Source organism: Actinoallomurus soli, assembly GCF_024055715.1.
In the GTDB taxonomy this organism is placed as follows: Bacteria; Actinomycetota; Actinomycetes; order Streptosporangiales; family Streptosporangiaceae; genus Actinoallomurus; species Actinoallomurus soli.
Genome location: NZ_JAMXMV010000006.1, coordinates 101354 through 119354, shown reverse-complemented (window position 1 = coordinate 119354; position 18001 = coordinate 101354). Strand labels below are relative to the sequence as shown.

At 69.5% G+C, this 18001-nt stretch carries 19 protein-coding genes; 10 read left to right on the top strand and 9 right to left on the bottom strand.

Translation table 11 applies throughout. From position 1 onward, the window contains the following. Positions 1-102 precede the first annotated feature (102 nt). A complete protein-coding gene (locus tag NDW01_RS17050; RefSeq protein WP_252821663.1) occupies positions 103-1242 on the top strand; it encodes an alpha/beta hydrolase in 1140 nt (379 codons plus the stop codon). A gap of 3 nt (positions 1243-1245) precedes the next feature. Here NDW01_RS17050 and NDW01_RS17045 read toward each other — a convergent pair whose 3' ends face one another. The 3 genes from NDW01_RS17045 to NDW01_RS17035 form a co-directional block, all read right to left on the bottom strand. Further along, complete coding sequence (locus NDW01_RS17045) at positions 1246-1554, bottom strand: type II toxin-antitoxin system VapB family antitoxin (protein ID WP_252821661.1); 309 nt, start codon at positions 1552-1554, stop codon at positions 1246-1248. Positions 1555-1692: 138 nt separating this feature from the next. After that, positions 1693-1887: a hypothetical protein gene (locus tag NDW01_RS17040; protein ID WP_252781216.1), complete on the bottom strand. Its 195-nt coding sequence runs from the start codon at positions 1885-1887 to the stop codon at positions 1693-1695. A 67-nt stretch (positions 1888-1954) separates the two neighbouring features. After that, positions 1955-2551, bottom strand: a complete 597-nt coding sequence (locus NDW01_RS17035; protein WP_252821659.1) for a CGNR zinc finger domain-containing protein — start codon at positions 2549-2551, stop codon at positions 1955-1957. 82 nt (positions 2552-2633) lie between these two features. Between NDW01_RS17035 and NDW01_RS17030 the strand changes: the two genes are divergently transcribed. The 4 genes from NDW01_RS17030 (at position 2634) to NDW01_RS17015 (ending at position 5341) form a co-directional block, all read left to right on the top strand. Then, complete coding sequence (locus tag NDW01_RS17030) at positions 2634-3863, top strand: MFS transporter (protein WP_252821658.1); 1230 nt, start codon at positions 2634-2636, stop codon at positions 3861-3863. 144 nt (positions 3864-4007) lie between these two features. Next, complete coding sequence (locus tag NDW01_RS17025) at positions 4008-4709, top strand: HAD family hydrolase (RefSeq protein ID WP_252821657.1); 702 nt, start codon at positions 4008-4010, stop codon at positions 4707-4709. A 168-nt stretch (positions 4710-4877) separates the two neighbouring features. Beyond that, positions 4878-5105: a Rossmann-fold NAD(P)-binding domain-containing protein gene (locus NDW01_RS17020; protein ID WP_252821654.1), complete on the top strand. Its 228-nt coding sequence runs from the start codon at positions 4878-4880 to the stop codon at positions 5103-5105. Next, positions 5102-5341, top strand: coding sequence for a hypothetical protein (locus NDW01_RS17015; protein WP_252821653.1), 240 nt, complete (start codon positions 5102-5104; stop codon positions 5339-5341). The genes NDW01_RS17020 and NDW01_RS17015 overlap by 4 nt, the downstream gene beginning before the upstream one ends. Here NDW01_RS17015 and NDW01_RS17010 read toward each other — a convergent pair. Next, the gene (locus NDW01_RS17010; RefSeq protein ID WP_252821651.1) at positions 5326-6666 is read right to left on the bottom strand and encodes a hypothetical protein; all 1341 of its coding nucleotides are present in this window, start codon (positions 6664-6666) and stop codon (positions 5326-5328) included. The genes NDW01_RS17015 and NDW01_RS17010 overlap by 16 nt on opposite strands. A gap of 138 nt (positions 6667-6804) precedes the next feature. Between NDW01_RS17010 and NDW01_RS17005 the strand changes: the two genes are divergently transcribed. Then, a complete protein-coding gene (locus NDW01_RS17005; RefSeq protein ID WP_252821649.1) occupies positions 6805-7710 on the top strand; it encodes an epimerase in 906 nt (301 codons plus the stop codon). Between the two features lie 72 nt (positions 7711-7782). Then, positions 7783-8673 carry an alpha/beta fold hydrolase gene (locus tag NDW01_RS17000; protein ID WP_252821647.1) on the top strand — a complete coding sequence of 297 codons (891 nt, stop codon included), beginning with the start codon at positions 7783-7785 and terminating at the stop codon, positions 8671-8673. Positions 8674-8831: 158 nt separating this feature from the next. On the opposite strand, the gene NDW01_RS16995 is transcribed toward NDW01_RS17000, so the two are convergent. Both NDW01_RS16995 and NDW01_RS16990 read right to left on the bottom strand, forming a co-directional pair. Further along, on the bottom strand, positions 8832-9797 hold the full coding sequence (locus NDW01_RS16995) for an alpha/beta hydrolase fold domain-containing protein (RefSeq protein ID WP_252821645.1): 966 nt from the start codon (positions 9795-9797) through the stop codon (positions 8832-8834). Positions 9798-9831: 34 nt separating this feature from the next. Beyond that, positions 9832-10746, bottom strand: a complete 915-nt coding sequence (locus NDW01_RS16990; protein WP_252821643.1) for an NADP-dependent oxidoreductase — start codon at positions 10744-10746, stop codon at positions 9832-9834. A gap of 148 nt (positions 10747-10894) precedes the next feature. Between NDW01_RS16990 and NDW01_RS16985 the strand changes: the two genes are divergently transcribed. After that, complete coding sequence (locus NDW01_RS16985) at positions 10895-11452, top strand: MarR family winged helix-turn-helix transcriptional regulator (protein ID WP_252821641.1); 558 nt, start codon at positions 10895-10897, stop codon at positions 11450-11452. A gap of 267 nt (positions 11453-11719) precedes the next feature. After that, positions 11720-13063, top strand: coding sequence for a ricin-type beta-trefoil lectin domain protein (locus NDW01_RS16980; RefSeq protein ID WP_252821639.1), 1344 nt, complete (start codon positions 11720-11722; stop codon positions 13061-13063). A gap of 106 nt (positions 13064-13169) precedes the next feature. On the opposite strand, the gene NDW01_RS16975 is transcribed toward NDW01_RS16980, so the two are convergent. Together NDW01_RS16975 and NDW01_RS16970 are read right to left on the bottom strand one after the other, a co-directional pair. Continuing rightward, a complete protein-coding gene (locus NDW01_RS16975) occupies positions 13170-13565 on the bottom strand; it encodes a hypothetical protein (RefSeq protein WP_252821637.1) in 396 nt (131 codons plus the stop codon). Positions 13566-13847: 282 nt separating this feature from the next. Further along, positions 13848-14777, bottom strand: a complete 930-nt coding sequence (locus NDW01_RS16970) for a helix-turn-helix transcriptional regulator (RefSeq protein WP_252821635.1) — start codon at positions 14775-14777, stop codon at positions 13848-13850. A 174-nt stretch (positions 14778-14951) separates the two neighbouring features. Here NDW01_RS16970 and NDW01_RS16965 point away from each other — a divergent pair, with 174 nt between their 5' ends. Next, positions 14952-15644, top strand: a complete 693-nt coding sequence (locus NDW01_RS16965; RefSeq protein WP_252821633.1) for an SDR family oxidoreductase — start codon at positions 14952-14954, stop codon at positions 15642-15644. Positions 15645-16630: 986 nt separating this feature from the next. On the opposite strand, the gene NDW01_RS16960 is transcribed toward NDW01_RS16965, so the two are convergent. Continuing rightward, the gene (locus tag NDW01_RS16960; RefSeq protein ID WP_252821631.1) at positions 16631-17851 is read right to left on the bottom strand and encodes an ATP-binding protein; all 1221 of its coding nucleotides are present in this window, start codon (positions 17849-17851) and stop codon (positions 16631-16633) included. Positions 17852-18001 lie beyond the last annotated feature (150 nt).

The following is an 18001-nucleotide window of genomic DNA, read 5'->3' as shown; positions in this document are numbered from 1 at the left end:
TGTTCCGTCCGTCCGCAGTGGGATCTATCGCGTCGCCGCAGACGTCATGCTTACTGACCGGAGTAGTCCGGCCTGGCGAGGTGACCATGGGTAGGGAGGGTCGTGTTCGGTCCGCAGGGCTTCGTGACCTTCACCGTGCTCGTGGCGAGTTTCATGGGCGCGCTGTACTGGCTCGTCAAGACCCGTCTGCTCGCGTTGCGGATGGTCGCCGGGGTGGTCGCGTTCGCCCCCGCCATGTTGTTCGGCGTGGCGCTCGTGAACAGGTTCTACGGCTACTACCAGAGCTGGGACGACGCGTGGCGGGACCTGACCAACCAGGCGCCGGCGGCCGTGGCGCGCGTGCCCGACCTCGGTGACCGCCTCGACCAGGTCCTCGGCGAGGCGGTGAAGAAGCGGCAGGCGCGCAAGAACGGCTTCGCCATGGAGACCGTGCTGAACGGCGCGAAGAGCCACATCGTCCGCCAGGGCATCATCTGGCTGCCGCCCCAGTACTTCCAGCGGCAGTACGCCACGACGCGGTTCCCGGTGGTCGAGCTGCTGCACGGTGCCCCGGGGAACCCGGGGGACTATGAGGGCCGGTTGAAGATCTCCGGGATGTTCCGCAAGCTGATGGCCGCCGGAAAGGCCAAGCCGGCGGTGCTCGTCATCCCCGACGTCGGCGGCGGGCGGGACCGTGCCACGCAGTGCCTGGACACGGTCGGCGGCGAGCAGGACGAGACGTACACCGCGTACGACGTTCCGGACCTCGTCGCGGCGCGGCTGCGCGTCCAGCCGCCCGGCCCGGCGTGGGCGATCGCCGGCTTCTCCGAGGGCGGGTACTGCGCGGCCAACCTCGGCGTGCGCCATCCCGACCGGTACGGGATCGCGGCCTCCCTGAGCGGCTACTACGAGCCGCTGCGGTACAACAAGCTGCCGCAGCAGGTCGATCCCTTCGGGGGGAACAAGGCGCTGCGCGAGGCGAACTCCCCGCTGAAGGTGCTGGGCAAGACCGGCTACACCGGCCGGCTACCGCACTTCTGGGTGATGACCGGCAGCGGCGTGCAGGTCGACCTGGTGCAGGCGCACGCGTTCGTCGACCTGGTGCGGCGGTACCAGCCGGACGTGCCGTTCATGATCGTGAAGGGCGGTCAGCACAACTACGGCGCCTGGCGGGAGGCGTTCCCGAAGCTGTTCGAGTGGGCGACGCCGAAGCTGTGGACCGCGGCGACGTGTACGCGGGCGCCCGGCCGTACGACCTGCTAGGCCTTAGCGCGGCGCGCTCTCGTCCAGGTCCAGGACACGGGCGTGGAGGACGAGGCGCTGGTGCAGGGCCGCCCGCAGCGCCCGGTGCAGGCCGTCCTCGAGGTAGAGCTGGCCACGCCACTGGACGACGTGGGGGAACAGGTCGCCGTAGAAGGTGGAGTCCTCGGCCAGCAGGGAGTTCAGGTCCAGCCCGGCCTTGGTGGTGATCAACTGGTCGAGGCGCACCTGGCGTGGCGGGACGCTCGCCCAGTCCCGGGAGCTCAGCCGGTGCTCCGGGTAAGGACGCCCCTCGCCCACTGCCTTGAAGATCACCCCATGCAGTTTAGTGCCGCACCGGCCGACCTGCCTCCTTTGCGCGGTAGTGCGGGAAGCCGTGCCGTACGGCCGTCGCGGGACGGGCGGCCCGGCACGGCGCCGCGGACGCCGTGCCGGGGACGAATCCCGGGTGTCTCAGCGGCGCCTGCCGCGCCAGGACCGGCCGCGCGCCCGCCAGTCGTACCCGGCGCCGAACCCGGCGAAGTGCAGCGCGAGGAGCAGCAGTCCGAGCGTGTCCAGCGTGGGGTAGTTGAAGAAGTCAGAACTCGCGCCGATCCAGTCGGCGAGGAGCGCGACGGCGAAGCAGATCGCCGCGATTATGGCCAACATGACGAGTGCCTCCTGAGGTTGATCCGCGTCCCCCGAGACGCCCAAGTGATCTCCTCAAGGAGGAAGGTCAAACCTCGCTGACGGCGGCGTGTGAGCCGCTCCGCCGCGCGCGCAGGGTCGTCTTCTTGGCGCGGTTGCCACAGGTGTCCATCGAGCACCAGCGGCGGGTGCCGGGGCGCGACTGGTCCAGGAACAGCGCCCCGCAGCGCGGGTCGGCGCACTCGCGGACGCGCGTGACGGCGGCCGAGGTGACGAGGTCGAGGGCGTCCCGCGCGATCAGGGCGAGCGTGGCCGTGACCGGGTCGTCCGCGGCCCACCGGATCCGCCCCGACGCGTCGAGGGCGGGTACGGGAACGGGCGCCGCCGCGGCCCGGTTGACGCGATGCCGCGTGTCGTCGCCGCAGGCCGCCGGATCGCCCGTACGGACGGCGGCGACGATCAGCGCGTGCACCGCCTCGCGCAGCTCGCGGGCGCGGGCGGCGTCAGGGGACTCGGATGCGACGTCGAGGGGACAGGGGCCGCACTGCCGGACCCAGGCGGCGACGGCCACGCCGTCGGGCAGCTCCTCCGTCGCGTCCGGCGTCCCGCGGTATCGCAGCGTGCGGATGAAGTCCAGGCACACCCGGCCCGCTCCCTCACGGAACCGGACGGTCGTCGTGGTCATGCCCCCCACCCTAAATGAGAGAACCGGTATAACTGGTACCTTTTGGAGAACTCCCTGACCAGGCCCCCGTCTGTGAGGTTTCGTGTCTCTCCGCCCCTCTCCCAGCCCGAAGGCGTCCCCCGCCCGCTCGGCGCCCGACTCCGGCCCGCCCGGCTGGCTGGTGCTGCTGCTCGCGGTGTCCTGCGGGCTGACCGTCGCGAACCTCTACTACGCCCAGCCCCTCCTGGCCGAACTCACCCGCTCGTTCCACGTGGGCGGCGTCGCCGCCGGTGCGCTGATCACGGTGACCCAGCTCGGATACGCGGCCGGGATGATCCTCCTCGTCCCGCTCGGTGACCGGGTCGAGAACCGGCGGCTCGTCGCGGCACTCCTGGGCATCACGTGCGTGGCCCTGCTCGTCGCCGCGACCGCCCCGGCGTTCCCCGTCCTGCTCCTCGCCTCGCTGGTCAGCGGAGCGACCTCGGTCGTCGTCCAGATCCTCGTGCCGTTCGCCGCCGACATCGCGCCGGACGCCACGCGTGGGCGCATCGTCGGGCGCGTGGTGAGCGGGCTGCTCACCGGCATCCTGCTCTCCCGCGCGCTGAGCAGCCTGGTGGCCGACCTCGCCGGCTGGCGCGTCATCTACTTCGCGTCCGCCGCCCTCATGGCCGTGCTGGGGCTCGTCCTGCGCGCGACCCTGCCGCCGCACCCCCCGAAGACGGGCCTGTCGTACGGCCGGCTGCTGCGCACCACCGTTCACCTGGTGCGCGTCCACCCGGCGCTGCGGCGGCGGGCGCTGTACCAGGCCGCGATGTTCGGGGCGTTCAGTGCCTTCTGGACGACGATCGCGTTCGTCCTCACCGGTCCGCCGTTCCACTACTCTCAGCTCGGCGTCGGGTTGTTCGCCCTGGTCGGGGCGGGTGGCGCGCTGATCGCCCCCTGGGCGGGGCGCTGGGCCGACCGCGGGCTGACCCGCCCGATGACGGCCGTCGGCCTGGCCGCCGCGGCCCTGTCCTTCGGCGTCGCGGCGCTGGGCCGGCACAACGTGATCCTGCTCGGCGTCGCCGCGGTCCTCATCGACATGGCCGTGCAGACCACGCTCGTGCTCGGCCAGCACACGATCTACGCGCTCGACGCCACCGCCCGCGCCCGGCTGAACAGCGCGTACATCGCGACCTTCTTCGTGGGCGGAGCGGTGGGATCACAGCTCGGGTCGTTCGCCTACCACGACTGGGGCTGGAGCGCGCTGACCGCCTTCGGCGGGGCCCTTCCCCTCCTGGCGCTCCTCGGCTGGTGCACCGAACGCCGCGTCAGTGAGCGGCGACCGCGCTGATCACCACGCTGACGTCGTTCGCCACCGCCACCGACGTCACGCTCGCCGCACTCCGCCTGGAGACGTTCTCCCCCGCGGACCAGCCCACCGCCTCCGCATCGAGCGCCGCGCGGCGGCCGAGGGCTGAGCATCTACCATTCCGGCGTGCGCACTCTCGTCCTGTGGGACGTCGATCACACGCTGGTCCGGGTCCGCGGGCTGAGCGCGGAGATCTACGCGACGGTGTTCCGCGAGGTCACCGGCCGGACCCTGGAACACCTCGCGGACATGGCCGGAAAGACCGATCGGGCGATCATCACCGAGACGCTGCGCCTCCACCGGATCACCCCGACCGAGAGCCTGCTGACCTCCTTCGGGGACGCGCTCGCGGCCGGCTTCGCCGACCGGGAGAACGAGATCGGACGCCGGGGGGCGCCGCTGCCGGGCGCGCGAGAGGCACTGTCCGCGCTCGCGGACCGGCCCGAGGTCGTGCAGTCCCTCCTCACGGGCAACCTGGCACCGATCGCCCTCGGCAAGCTCAGCGCCTTCGACCTGCACACGTTCGTCGACTTCGAGGTCGGGGCGTTCGGGTTCGACGACCTCCGGCGGCCGCCCATGGTCGGGCTCGCCCGCGAACGCGCGACCGAGAAGTACGGCCATCCCTTCGCCCCCGCCGACACGGTCGTCATCGGTGACACGCCGCACGACGTTCTCGCCGGTCACGAAGGCGGCGCCCGGGTCGTCGCCGTGGCGACCGGCGCGAGCGACGAGGCCACCCTCCGTGCCGCGGGCGCCGAACTGGTCCTCGCCGACCTTCGCGACACGGCGGCCGTGATCCGCGCGGTCCTGGAGGCGAGCGCACGCTGACGCGTGCGCCGGGACGAGGACGTGTACCGCGGGGGCGCGCTCGCGCCGACGTCTTCGTCGGTGACCTCGGCGACCCTCGGTCGCTGCGGCCCGCGTTCGAGGGCGTGCAGGACTGTGGCTGCTCACCCCGACCAGCCCGCGTGCCCCGGAGAACAACATGAACGCCGTGTGGGCGGCACGCCGAGCCGCATCGTGCGCCTGTCCGTGGTCGGCGCGGCACACGACGCGCCGAACCGCAGCGGACACGCGCTGTCCGACCGGGAGACCGAGCAGTGCGGCATGGACCGGACGATCCTGCGCCCCTACCGGTTCATGCAGAACCTGCTGAACGAGGCGGGTGACATCTCCGCCACCGGCACGTTCTCGCTGAACATGGCTCGGCGCGGATCGGCATGATCGACGCACGCGACAGCGCCGAGTGCGCCGTCGGCATGGTCGAGGAGTACGCCCAGGCGTACGCCTCCGGCTGGGGCGACCGCGTCACCGATACGGTCGCCGGCCTCCTCGGCCGTCCTCCCCGTGACATCACCGACTTCGTACGCGACCACGCGACGGCGTTCACCCCGGCCGCGACGACTAGGGCGACCCGGCCCGTACGGTCGGCACGTGCCGGTCGTCAGTGGGAGAAGTAGAGCTCGCTGCTGATCACACCGTCGTAGTCCTGCGGGAGCTTCGTGGTCAGCACCCGGTAATACCGGTGGGTCGCCGGCAACCTGACGCTGAACACGCCGCCCTTGCCCGTCTTCACGTACGCGGCGTGGTGCTCGGCCGTCTTCGACCGGTAGCGGTATTCGAGATCGAGCTTCTGGCCTGCCAGCGGGCCGTTCGCGGAAGAGAGCACGCCCTGGAGGTAGGCCTTCCCGTGCACCTTCTTGATCTTCAAGCTGTGGAACGACGTCGAAAGGTACACCTCGACGGGCAGCGCCGGGGTCGTCGCGGCCTGGAGCAGTGGAGTCGCCGCGGTGCGGAGTTGCCACGAGCCCTCGCGCGGCCGGCCCTTCGCGACGTACCCGGAGATGCCCGAGACGGTGACGGTGCCGAACCGCTCCACGGGATAGGAGCCCATCAGGCTCCACGCCTTGGATCCGCGCGGCTGGAAGTAGAGTTCGGCGGTCTGGCCGCCGACATACGGTGAGACGGTCGCGCTGAAGGCGAGCCCCTGCGCGGCGGCCACCGAACGCACCGGCCTACCGGAGTAGGTCGCGCTGAAGTCGCTGATCTGGACCGGTGCCGGGGACACGTCGATCGTCTGCCCGGAGCTGCTCGCGTTGCCGGCGAAGCTTGCGTCGTTCGCCTGGACGACCGCGGTCCATGGGCCGGGCGACGTCATCAAGGCGGAGGTGCGGAACGCGCCGGAGTCATCGGTATGGACGGACGGCCCGATCCATTGCCGGACGCCGTCGCTGTCCATGCCGATGACGGTGTCGGGTGCGGGGATCCACCGGCCGTCGGGGGTCTGCATCTCCACGGTGCCGGTCACCGGAACGCTGCTGTACGCGATCGCGGTCGCCGGCATCGGATGCAGGGTGACCCTGGCCGGGAGGTGGGCGGCGGGCCGCGCGGTCCTGCCGCTCTTCGTTTGGCCGTAATCCGCGTCCCCGGCGTACGTGGCCACCACCATCCCGGGTTCGGGAAGCGTCGCGGTCAGGGAGAACGTGCCGTCATCTCCGGTCGTCACCGTGCCGAGGTCCTTTGGGGGCCCGTCGTTCTGCAGGCCCACGTCGATCGCCTTCCCGGCGATCGGTCGGGCGTCGCCCGGGGTCGAGGAGCGGGTCTCGAGCGTGCCGTGGATCGTGACCGTCGAATCGCCGTAGGTGATCTCCTGGATCGGCGCCAATACGATCTGCGTCCAGGTGGGTGTCGTCGCCATCGCGCCGGGCGACGAACCGATCACCGAAGCCAGCGCGATAACCCCTGAGACGATACTTATGGAACGGCCGAGACGAGACAAGCGCATGACACCTCATGTCGCTGGAAACCGGGGAGGCTAGGGGACCTTAACACCAAGATCGTCACTGCGCCCGTAAAGGGGGCCAAGCTTGATCCTTCACAGGTTGCCCGCGTGGAGCCGTCGCCGCGTCGAATGGGGAGTTCCATGAAGGTCGTTCTCGCCGGGGGATCCGGTGCGCTGGGGCGGCGCATCGCCGCCGACCTGACCGCGCGCGGTGACGAGGTCGTCGTGCTGACGCGTTCGCCGCGCCCGTACGACCCCGGTCGCCCCGGCCGGCAGGTCGGCTGGGACGGCGTCACCACGGGCGCGTGGGCGGCGGAGCTGGCGGGCGCGGCCGTCGTGAACCTGGCGGGCGAACTCGTGGACCGCCGGCCCACCCCGGCCAACGTCGAACTGCTCACCGAATCACGCGTCCGGCCGACCCGCGCCCTCGTCGAGGCGGCGTCCCACCTCGACGACCCGCCCATCGCCTGGCTCCAGATGAGCACGCTGGCGATCTACGGCGACGGCGGCGAGGCGACGATCACCGAGGACCATCCGCCCGCCGATGGGCCGCCGCAGATGGCCGGCGTGGCGCGGGCCTGGGAGGCGGCCGCCGCCGACGCGCCCGCCGAGCGCCGGGTCGTCCTGCGCACGGCGGTCGTCTTCGACCGCGACACCCCCGCGCTCGACCGCCTCACCGGCCTGGTGCGCTGGGGACTGGGCGGGCGGATCGCCTCCGGCCGGCAGTGGATCAGCTGGCTGCACGTCACGGACCTCCTCGCCATCGTCCGCCGTTGCCTGGACGACCCGTCGATGGCCGGAGTCGTCCACGCGACCAGCCCTTCGCCGGTCCGCAACCGGGAGCTCATGGCGACGCTCCGGTCGCTCCAGCGCCGCCCGCCCGCCCCGCCGACCCCGACGCCGCTCCTGCGGCTGGGAGCGCTCGTGCTGCGAACCGACCCGGCACTGGCGCTGCTCGGCCGGCGCTGCGTACCCGCCCGCCTGAGCGACGCGGGCTTCACGTTCGCCTTCCCCGAGCTCGGACCCGCCCTGACCGACCTGCTCTGACCACGGCCGGTCCTGCGCTCGACGGCCTCACGTGATCGTTCTAGAGTCGACTGGACGAGGTGAGGTGATCACATGGCCGGTGATCGGTCACCGCGGGGCCGTCCCCGGCCGGCCGTGGAGACGTGGCCGGGGCGAGCCGGGTACCTCGCGGCGTACGACGCCGTCCTGGCCCGGTGGCCGCTTCCCGTCGAGTCCGTCGACCTGCCGTCGCCGTACGGCACGACCCACGTCAACGTCTGCGGACCGCGCGACGGCGAGCCCCTGGTCCTCCTGCACGGCGCCGGTGCCACGTCGACGGTCTGGTTCGCCAACGTCGGCGCGTTAGGCCGCACCTTCCGCGTGTACGCGGTCGACACCATCGGGGACGCCGGCCGTAGCGTCGGCGACGGTCGCCCGATCGGCGACCTGGCCGGATTCATGGACTGGCTGGACGCGCTGTTCGGGGCGCTGGGCCTCGACGGCGCGTCGGTCTGCGGCCACTCGTACGGCGGCTGGCTCGCGCTGAACTACGCCCTTCACGCGCCGCGGCGGGTGCGCAGGCTCGCGCTCCTCGACCCGACCGACTGCTTCGCCGGCCTCAGAGCGGGCTACCGCCTGCGCGCCCTGCCCATGTTCGTCCGGCCGAGCGCCCAGCGGGTGCGCGCCTTCATCGAATGGGAGACCGCGAATACGGAGGTCGACCCGGCCTGGCTTGAGCTGATGTGCCTCGGCCGTACGTTCCCCGGCGCGAGGATCGTCGTGGCGCGCCGGCCCGCTGCTGAGCGACTGCGCGCCTGCGCCGTCCCGACATCGCTGCTTCTGGCAGGAGAGAGCCGGGCGCACGACATTCGCGCGGTATCGGCGAACGCCCGCCGGCTCATGCCCCACGTGGCCGGCGCGGTCCTGCCCGGCGTGTCCCACCACGCCATGCCGGCCGCGCGACCCGAACAGCTCAACCGCGCGCTCGAGACCTTCCTCGCCTGAACCCCGGCGTCATGACGGATCTCATGGGGACGGCTCCGCCGGCGTCTCGACGGAACCGGGGACCGGGGACCGTCCGGGACGGGCCGGATACGGGACCGTCCCGGACGTGGCGCCGGCAAGGCCGGGCCGCCGGCCCTACCGGCGGCCCGGCGCCGGGCTCAGTCGGTGCCGAGCACGCGGGAGAGGAAGGCGATGCCCTGCTGGATCGCCTCCTGGGCGGCGAAGGTGTGCCGCAGCGGGTTGAGGCCGACGAAGTCGTGGATGATCCCGCCGTACCGGATCGCGGTCACGGGCACGCCGGCCGTGCGGAGCTTGGCCGCGTAGGCCTCCCCTTCGTCTCGCAGTACGTCGGCCTCCGCCACGATCACCATGGCCTGCGGCAGCCCGGCGAGGTCGTCACTGGTCGCGCGGAGCGGCGAGGCGGTGATCTCGGCCCGCTGAGCCGGGTCGGTCGTGTACTGGTCCCAGAACCACTGCATGCCCTCGCGGGCGAGGAAGTAGCCGGTGGCGAACTGGTGGTAGGAGCCCGTCTCGAAGTCGGCGTTGGTGACCGGGTAGTACAGCAGCTGCCCGGCGAACTGCACGCCGCCGCGCTGCTTGGCCAGGATGGTGGCGACGGTGGCCATGTTGCCGCCGACGGAGTCCCCGGCGATGGCGATCCGCGAGCTGTCCAGCCGGTAGTCCGCGCCGTTGGCGGCGACCCACTCGGCGACGGCGTAGACCTGCTCGATCTGGGTCGGGTACTTCGCCTCCGGCGCGAGGTCGTAGTCGGGGAAGACCACGGCGGCGCCGGTCCCGGCGGCCAGCTCCCGGATCAGCCGGTCGTGGGTCACCGGGCCGCCGAACACCCAGCCCAGGCCGTGCACGTACACGATGACGGGCAGGACACCGCTCGCGCCGGCCGGGCGGACGATCCGCACCCGGACGCTGCCGGTCGGGCCGCCGTCGACCTCGATGTCCTCGACGTCGGCGGGCGCCACCGTGGGCACGGGGTCGGTCTGCACCTTCACCGCGATCTTCCGCCCTTCCTCGGGCGGCAGCTGGAACAGGAACGGCGGCGTGGAGTTCGCATCGGCGAACGCCTGGGCGACCGGCTCGAGTACGGGCTTGACCTGGTCGGTCATGATGATTCTCCTCTGGAATTAGTGATCGGAGGTTTCAGGCCTGGGCGGAGAGCAGGACCTTGGTCCGCAGCGTGCGGCTCTCCAGGTCGCGGTGGACCTGCGCGGCGTCCACCAGCGGGGCGACGGTCTGCGAGCGCAGGGTCAGCCTTCCCGCGGCGAGCAGTGCCATGACGGCCTGCAGCCGTTCCGTGATGTGGGGCCCGTCCGGCCCGGACAGCCGGACGGCGAAGTCGGCGGCGTGCGGGTCCGACAGCGTGACGACCCGGTCGGTTCCGCCGGCCAGCTCGACCGCGGCGCCGAGGACTCCGGCGCCGGAGGCGTCGATGACCGCGTCCACCGACGGGACGACCGCCCGGACGTGCTCCGCCAGCGCGGGACCGTAGGCGACCGGGGTGGCACCCACCTCCGTCACGAGGTCGAAGTCGCCGGGGCGTACCGCGGCGAGCACACGGGCACCCCGGGCGACGGCGAGTTGACCGGCGATCAGCCCGACCGATCCGGCCGCTCCGACGATCAGCACGGTCTCACCGGCGGCGACGCCGGTCTCGTCGACGACCCGTGCCGCCGCCTCACCGGAGGCCGGCAGGGCCGCGGCGTCCTGGGCGCCGACGGACTGCGGGACCCGTACCCAGTAGCGGGCCAGCACCTGCCCTGCGTAGCCGCCGAGTTCGGGCAGGAAGACCGCGACCGGGTCACCCGGCCGTACGTCGCTCACCGAGGGGCCGACCGCGTCCACCACGCCGGCCGCCTCGAAGCCGAGGACCGACCCCGGGCGGTTGCCGAACGCGCCCTTCAGGTGACCCGACCTGATCGCCAGGTCCGTCGGTCCGACCCCGGCGAACTCGATGTTCACCCGGATCTGCCCAGGCCCCGGTGGGCCGATCTCGACCTCGCCCGGGACCAGTACCTCCGGGGGTCCGTAGTCGCTGAGCACGACCGCCTTCGTCATATCCGCCTCCACTCACGGCACTCGCCATGCGTGATGTGTCACGCAACGGACCTTAACGTGAAGTGTCACGGAAATAGTTCCGATGTGCCGCCGCGCACATCGGGCATTGGCTAGCCTGATCGCAGCGGCACCATGCGAAGGAGCTGGCATGCCGAAGGATCTGCGGGAGAGTGCGGACGGGCCGGTGACGCGCCCGGCCGGGAGCGGGCTGACCGCCGAGCAGGAGGCCACCTGGTTCGCCTACATGCGGGTGGCGCTGCGGCTCAACTACGAGATCAACCGCGGACTGCAGGCCGAGGGCGACCTCTCCCTCCAGGACTTCCACGTCCTCAACGCCCTGGCCGACTCTCCCGGCGGGCGGCTGCAGCTCAGCGACCTGGCGATCCGCATCGGCTGGGAGCGCAGCCGGGTCTCCCACCAGGTGCTGCGCATGGAGGCACGCGGCCTGGTCGAACGCCGCCCGTCGAGCGCCGACGCCCGGGCGACCGACGCCGTGCTCACCTCACAGGGCCGGGACGCGCTGCACCGGGCCACCCCGGGCCACGCCGCCCTGGTGAAGCGGATGTTCTTCGACGGACTGGGCCCCGGCCTGCTCGCACCGCTGCAAACGGCCCTCGAGCAGATCCACGAGCAGATCCTCGTCCACGGCACCCTGCCGCGGCCCTCCGGCCACCAGACCCGCTGGACCGGCACGGACGAGGACTGACCGGCTCGCCCCTCATGTCATTCCCCGCTTCATGAAAACCGTCGTGAAACGACGCCGGATCCCGGGTCGGCGGCGGGGCGCGCTCCGGCGTCCTGACCAGTACGGATGGGCGCGGCGTGAGCTTCCGTTTCGCCCGTGAGCCGACGTTGACGGTCGCCATTGACCTTGTTTCAGGCTCCTCGTAATCTCGCGTCGAATCGATTCGACATCCTCGTCGGGCGGCCGGTGAGACGCGGCGGCCCCTCTCCCCGAGTGAAGGAGGAGTAGATGAGACGGAAATTGCTTCTCGTGCCCATCGTGGTGGCGGCGTTCCTCGTCCTGGCGACCGGGGGGACGGCGCTGAGCAGCAGCCTCGGCCGTACGCCGTCAGCGACCGCTCCCCGCCCCGCCGCGGCGACCGCCGGATGCGGTCAGGCTCCGACGCTGACGAGCGGAACCCACACGATCCAGAGCAGCGGCCAGAACCGCAGCTACATCCTGCGGGTCCCCAGCGGCTACGACAGCAACCACCCCTACCGGTTGATCTTCGGCTTCCACTGGGTCGGCGGCACCGCGAACGACGTCGACTCGGGCGGAACCGACGGCTACAACTGGTCCTACTACGGACTGCGGCGGCTGGCGGACAACGCCGGCAACACGACGATCTTCGTCGCGCCCCAGGGCATCAACAACGGCTGGGCCAACTCCGGCGGCCAGGACGTCACCTTCGTCGACGACATGCTCCGGCAGATCGAGGGTGGCCTGTGCGTCGACACGACCCAGGTCTTCTCGTCGGGCTTCAGCTACGGCGGCGCGATGACGTACGCGCTCGCCTGTGCCCGGCCGACGGTCTTCCGCGCCGTCGCGGTCTACTCCGGCGCGAACCTCAGCGGGTGCAGCGGCGGAACCCAGCCCGTCGCCTACATCGGGCTCCACGGCATCAGGGACAACGTGCTGCCCATCGCCTCGGGGCGGTCACTTCGCGACACGTTCGTCAGGAACAACGGCTGCACCCCGCAGAACCCGCCCGAGCCGGCGTACGGCAGCCTGACGCACATCGTGACCACCTACTCCGGATGCCGGTCGGGATACCCCGTCGTCTGGGCCGCGTTCGACGGAGCAGGGCACGACCCCGGCCCCATCGACGGGTGTACGTGTGACGGCTGGCGGACCTGGACCTCTGGAGTGGTGTGGAGCTTCTTCACGCAGTTCCAGGGCGGCGGTTCCTCGCCCACCCCGCCTCCACCGTCTTCGCCGGCGCCGCTGCGCAACGTCAACGCCGGCCGTTGCCTGGACGTCCCGAACCTCTCGCAGACCAATGGCACGCAGGTCGAGCTGTGGGACTGCAACGGCGGGTCGAACCAACAATGGGCGCAGACCTCTGCCAAACAGCTCCAGGTCTACGGGAGCAAGTGTCTGGGCGCCGCGAACGCGGGCACCTCGTCCGGTACCAAGGCGGTCATCTGGGACTGCAACGACGGCGCCGATCAGCAATGGAACGTCAACGCCGACGGCACCATCACCAACGTGCAGTCCGGCCTGTGCCTCGACGCCAACGGCGCCGGAACCGCCAACGGCACCCTGGTACAACTGTGGACCTGCAACGGCGGAAACAATCAGAAGTGGAATTGATGTCGCAGGTGACCGAGCGACCACATGCCGGTTGAAGCACGCCGGGCCCGTACCTGTGAGGTACCGGCCCGGCGGGCGATCTCCGCAACGAAGCGGGACACGCCCCTTAGTACCACTTCGTGCAACGCCAGCCTTGGTATTTGCCCTTGTAGTAGGCGTACGAGCATGCCTGAGCCTTGTACCCGCGGGGGCGCCACACCCCTCCGCTCCATGCGTCAGTGGCGGTCTTCGCCGTCCAGCTCTTGCCGCCGTGATTGTTCTTGACGAAGCCCTTGCACTGCCAAGGGCCGCCGGCCCATACGCCGGTATCGGCATACGCCCAGCCCGTGTGTTTGTTGTAGTAGAGCGATACAACGCAGCCGTGGAGACTGCCGCCGAACGTTTGAGCCACCTCTTTGCCGTGTGAGGACGCCGAGGCGGGACCGGCCGAGAGTGCGAGGACGCCCGCGGCCACCACCGCCGCCACCGGCACGCCGAGTGTTGCTCTGAACGGAATTCTCATTCGTGCTCCTCGATGACACTGCACCGTGCGGCGCGAAGGGATTATTGCATTCAAAACTCTCTAAGGTGGCGTTACCTGGAATATGCGGCGCGCCGGACGGCTGAGCCGAGACTTGCCATCATCGGCCTTGCCGCAACGCAGCCATCGGCAACGCCTTGAGTTCGTCGCCAAAAGGCAGTGACTGCTCGCCCGCGTACAAGACGAACCCCGCTGGGAATCGGTCACCAGGCCGATCCGCGAGGTGGATCGACCCCTGGACGGTCACCTCATGAACGCGTGAGGTCAGCGGGGCGGGCGGATCGGTTCCGTGGGTGGGGTCTGCGGTGCCGTCCAACTGGCGAGGAGTTTGAGGCGGTCCTCCGAGGGGGTGCCCGGCTCGGCCGTGTAGATGATCAGGTCGTGTACGGCTCGTTGAGGCAGGGGCAGATTCAGATCGCGGAAGGTCATCTCCACGCGGCCGACTTCGGGATGGTTCAGCCGCTTGACGCCTTCGTGACGGATTTGGACGTCGTGACTGGCCCACATGGTGCGGAAGTCGGGGCTGAGCGTGGAAAGTTCGCCGACGAGCTCACGCAGGACCCGGTCGTGAGGTTCACGTCCGGCTTGGGCGCGGAGCACCGCGACCGTGGCCCTGGCACCTTCCTCCCAGTCGACGAAGAAGTCGGGGGAGCCGGGGTCGAGGAAGAAGTAACGGGCGAAATTGGCGCAGCCCCGGTCGCCGGTGGTATCGCTGTCGAACATCGGTGAGTACAGGGCCCTGCACAACGCGTTGCTCGCGACGATGTCCAGACGACCGCTGCGTACGAAGGCGGGGGCCATGGTCATGGAGTCCACCATCCATTGGACGGAGGACGGGATCTTGACGTCCTTGCGGCGGTGCGGCCTGCGGCGGGTGGGGCGAGCCGCTCTGGCCAGCTCGAACAGGTAGGTGCGCTCGTCCTCATTGAGGTGCAGTGCCTGCGCGACCGCTTCCAGCACGTCCTCGGAGACGCCGCCGATGTGCCCCTTCTCCAGCCGCGTGTACCACTCGGTGCTCACGCCGGCGAGGGCCGCGACCTCCTCGCGCCGTAGTCCAGGAACCCGTCGGCGTCGGCTGGTGGGCAGTCCGACCCGCTCCGGGGTGAGCTTGGCGCGTCGGCTGATGAGGAAGTCGCGGATCTCCGAGCGGTTGTCGGTGGGATCACCGGTGTGGTCTTCGGACGGAGGTTCCATTCGTCCAGGGTATCCATGGTCCGGCCGATAAAGAGGTTGCGTTTATACCCCCGATAAACGCGACCTTGCCCACCTCTTACGGCGCCGATTTCCTTGGGTTGGCGGACTCGAACGGCCCTGCTTCAACGCGGGCCGCCGTCCGCCGTCCTCCATCCACACTTCAGGAGCATGACCATGGCCAGCAAGACCGTACTGATCACCGGGGCGACCAGTGGTATCGGCGCCCACACCGCGCGTTTGCTCCTCGAGCGCGGCCACCGTGTGGTGGTCACCGGCCGCAACGAGAGCAAACTGAAGCTTTTCCTCGAGGACGCCGGCCACCCCGACCGGGTGCTGGGTCTCGTCTCGGACGCGGCGGACTGGGAGGCCACCGAGTCGGCCGTGACCCGCACCGTGGAGCACTTCGGTGCCCTGGACGCGGCGGTGGCCAACGCCGGATTCATGACCGGTGACTCCATCGGGGACGGCGACCCGACCCGGTGGTCGCCCATGGTCCTCACCAACGTCCTCGGCCCCGCTCTGCTGGCCCACGCCGCCCTGCCCCACCTGGAGGCCACCGGCGGACGGCTGGTGCTCCTCGGCAGCGTCGCCGGGCTGAAGAACTCTCCCGGGAACCTCTACTCGGCCACCAAATGGGCCACCACCGGGCTCGCCGAGAACCTGCGTTTGCTCGCCACGGCCCGCGGCGTCGGTGTCACCCTCATCAACCCCGGCATGATCGACACACCCTTCTGGGAAGGCGTCAGCGTTCCCCCCTTCGCCCTGCCTCCCCAGCCCATCGCCGAGGCCATCTGCTTCGCCCTCGACCAGCCGGCGGGCGTCGACCTCAACACCCTGACCATCCGGCCCATGGGCCAGCCCGCCTGACCACCCTCGGTCGTCGCACCACGCCGCGCGCCGCATGCCGGGCTAAGGTCACTGCTGCCTCCGGCGAGTGATTGAGGCACGCCTAAGGCCAGGACGCACATCGGCCGGCACCCTGGGGGTGCCGGCCCATGTCTTGCCTGATCAAGCTGGCGGAGGATGCGAGATTCGAACTCGCGAGGGGTTGCCCCCAACACGCTTTCCAAGTCTGCCGCACCACGTCCGGGCCAGGTCGATACCGTCTGTGACCTGCGCAGGAACGAAGCGACGACCCCCCGGTGAACAGCCGCGAACGTCGACGAATGAGACTAGAAGTGAGACTGCTACACGCTGACGAAACTGATCTAAGAGCGAATTTCACAAAGCCGCACGCCCACTGTTCGTTCCCTGACTAGAGTGTGGCCCTATGGACGGCTGGATGGAACGTGCCGCAAGGTGCCTTGCTACTCTTGGCGCGAGTTTGGCAATCAATGAAATCTCTGATGTTTCACCCTGGCTCGCGCGGAAGATGGTGCGTTGGTCGACTCGCATGTGTCGCGAAGCGAATCCTGGACACCAGAAGGCCTACGCGGATGAGCTCGCTGCCTTAATCGAAAAACGGCCCGGCAAGTTGATCAAACTATGTTTTGCGATCGGAGTCCTCGCTGTCGCTCTAGGTCGGCTCGCACGGAACGACGTACGTGAACGATATCAACTCCTCCGAATCGTGCTGTCGGTCGCTGGAACAAAGGGGAGGGTAGCGATATCTCGTATTGCATGCTTCCTTGGTGTAGAGGTGTCAGTAGTAAGCCCTACGGCCTTCAGGGTGGTCGTGACGGCCGCCTTCTTCCTAAGTTGTTTTGTCGGTGACACCCTCGGTCGCGCTATTCCGACGTATATGACCTGAATAAACATTACTCTGCGGGGTGTTGGGGTCGACGACAAGGTCGCTCAGCCCTCGCCTCAATACCGCAGTACCTGGTGCATGACCTTGGCGTACGTCCGCAGGATCAAGGTGATCTTAGTTGCCACAACGCAGCCATCGGCAGCGCCTTGAGTTTGTCACCGAAAGGCAGTGACTGTTCGCCCGCGTACAAGACGATCCCCGCTTGGAATCGGTCACCAAGCCGATCCGCGAGGTGTCGTAGGCCGCGGAAGTCGTCGCCCCGGACGGTCTCGGATGCTTTGACCTCGATGCCGATCACTTGACCCGACGCATGCTCAAGCACCATATCGACCTCGACCTTATCGCGGTCGCGGTAATGGAAGAGTTGAACAGGCTCCTCCGTCCAACTGAGCTGACGCGCGACCTCGCCGATCGCGAAATTCTCCAACAAGGGACCTACCAGGGCGGTCGGATCCTTGGCGCGTTCTTCTGACATCCCGATGAGCCTTCCGCCCAGCCCAGAATCGGTGACGATCAACTTGGGTGTCGAGATGGCGCGAGTTGTCAGGTTCGACGACCAGGCGGGAATCCTCCTAATGACGAACACGAGCTCCAACAGATCCAGATAGCGTGAGAGCGTCATCCGCGGAAGGCCGACATCGTTGGCCATCGACTGCACCACGGCCAGCGTCCCCATCCGTGCGGCCATCACGCTGAGCAGCCGGCGCATCTCCGCCGGCCGCTCGATATCGGATATCTGCCGTACATCCCGCGTAACCAGATCCGTGATGTACGAGTCGAAGAACTTGGCCCTCCGACGCCCTGGGTCCCGCCGGACGGCTTCCGGATAGCCGCCGCGCAATGCCCGGGCCACGTAGTCGCGCTTGGTCAGCTCGCAGGCGGGCAGAGAGACCTCAATGCCCTCGCGGAACACCGCATCCACGAACCCGTCGGGTGTTCCGTCGATCTCCCCTTGCGATAGCGGCCACAATTCGATCGTCTCGGATCGTCCCGGCAACGCGTCGGGGAGATCGCGCAACCCCAGGAGACGAGCGGAACCGGTCAGCAGGAACCTGCCTGGACGCGTGTCCCGATCGACCTCCCTCTTGATCGGCAGCAACAACTCCGGCACCCGCTGGATCTCGTCGATCAACAACAGGCCATCGTGCTTCACGAAGGCGCTGGGGTCACTCTCGGCCGCCGCACGTACGGCAGGATCGTCCAGATAGAACTCCCGCGCGCCGGGAGACCGCTCGACGATCAACTTGGCCAGCGTGCTCTTACCTACCTGCCGAGCACCGTTGACCACCACGACGCGAGTGTCGGCGAGCGCTTCGAGCGCCATCGCCTCGGCGTGTCGGGCATACAATCCATCACCATGCACCTTGCGAGATTACCGCAGCTAGATGCGACTGTGTGGGCGTTCTGCCGCATCGTTCGTGGGCGATCTGCCGATGACTCCGTGGGTGACCTGCCGAGGGTCCGATGGGTGACC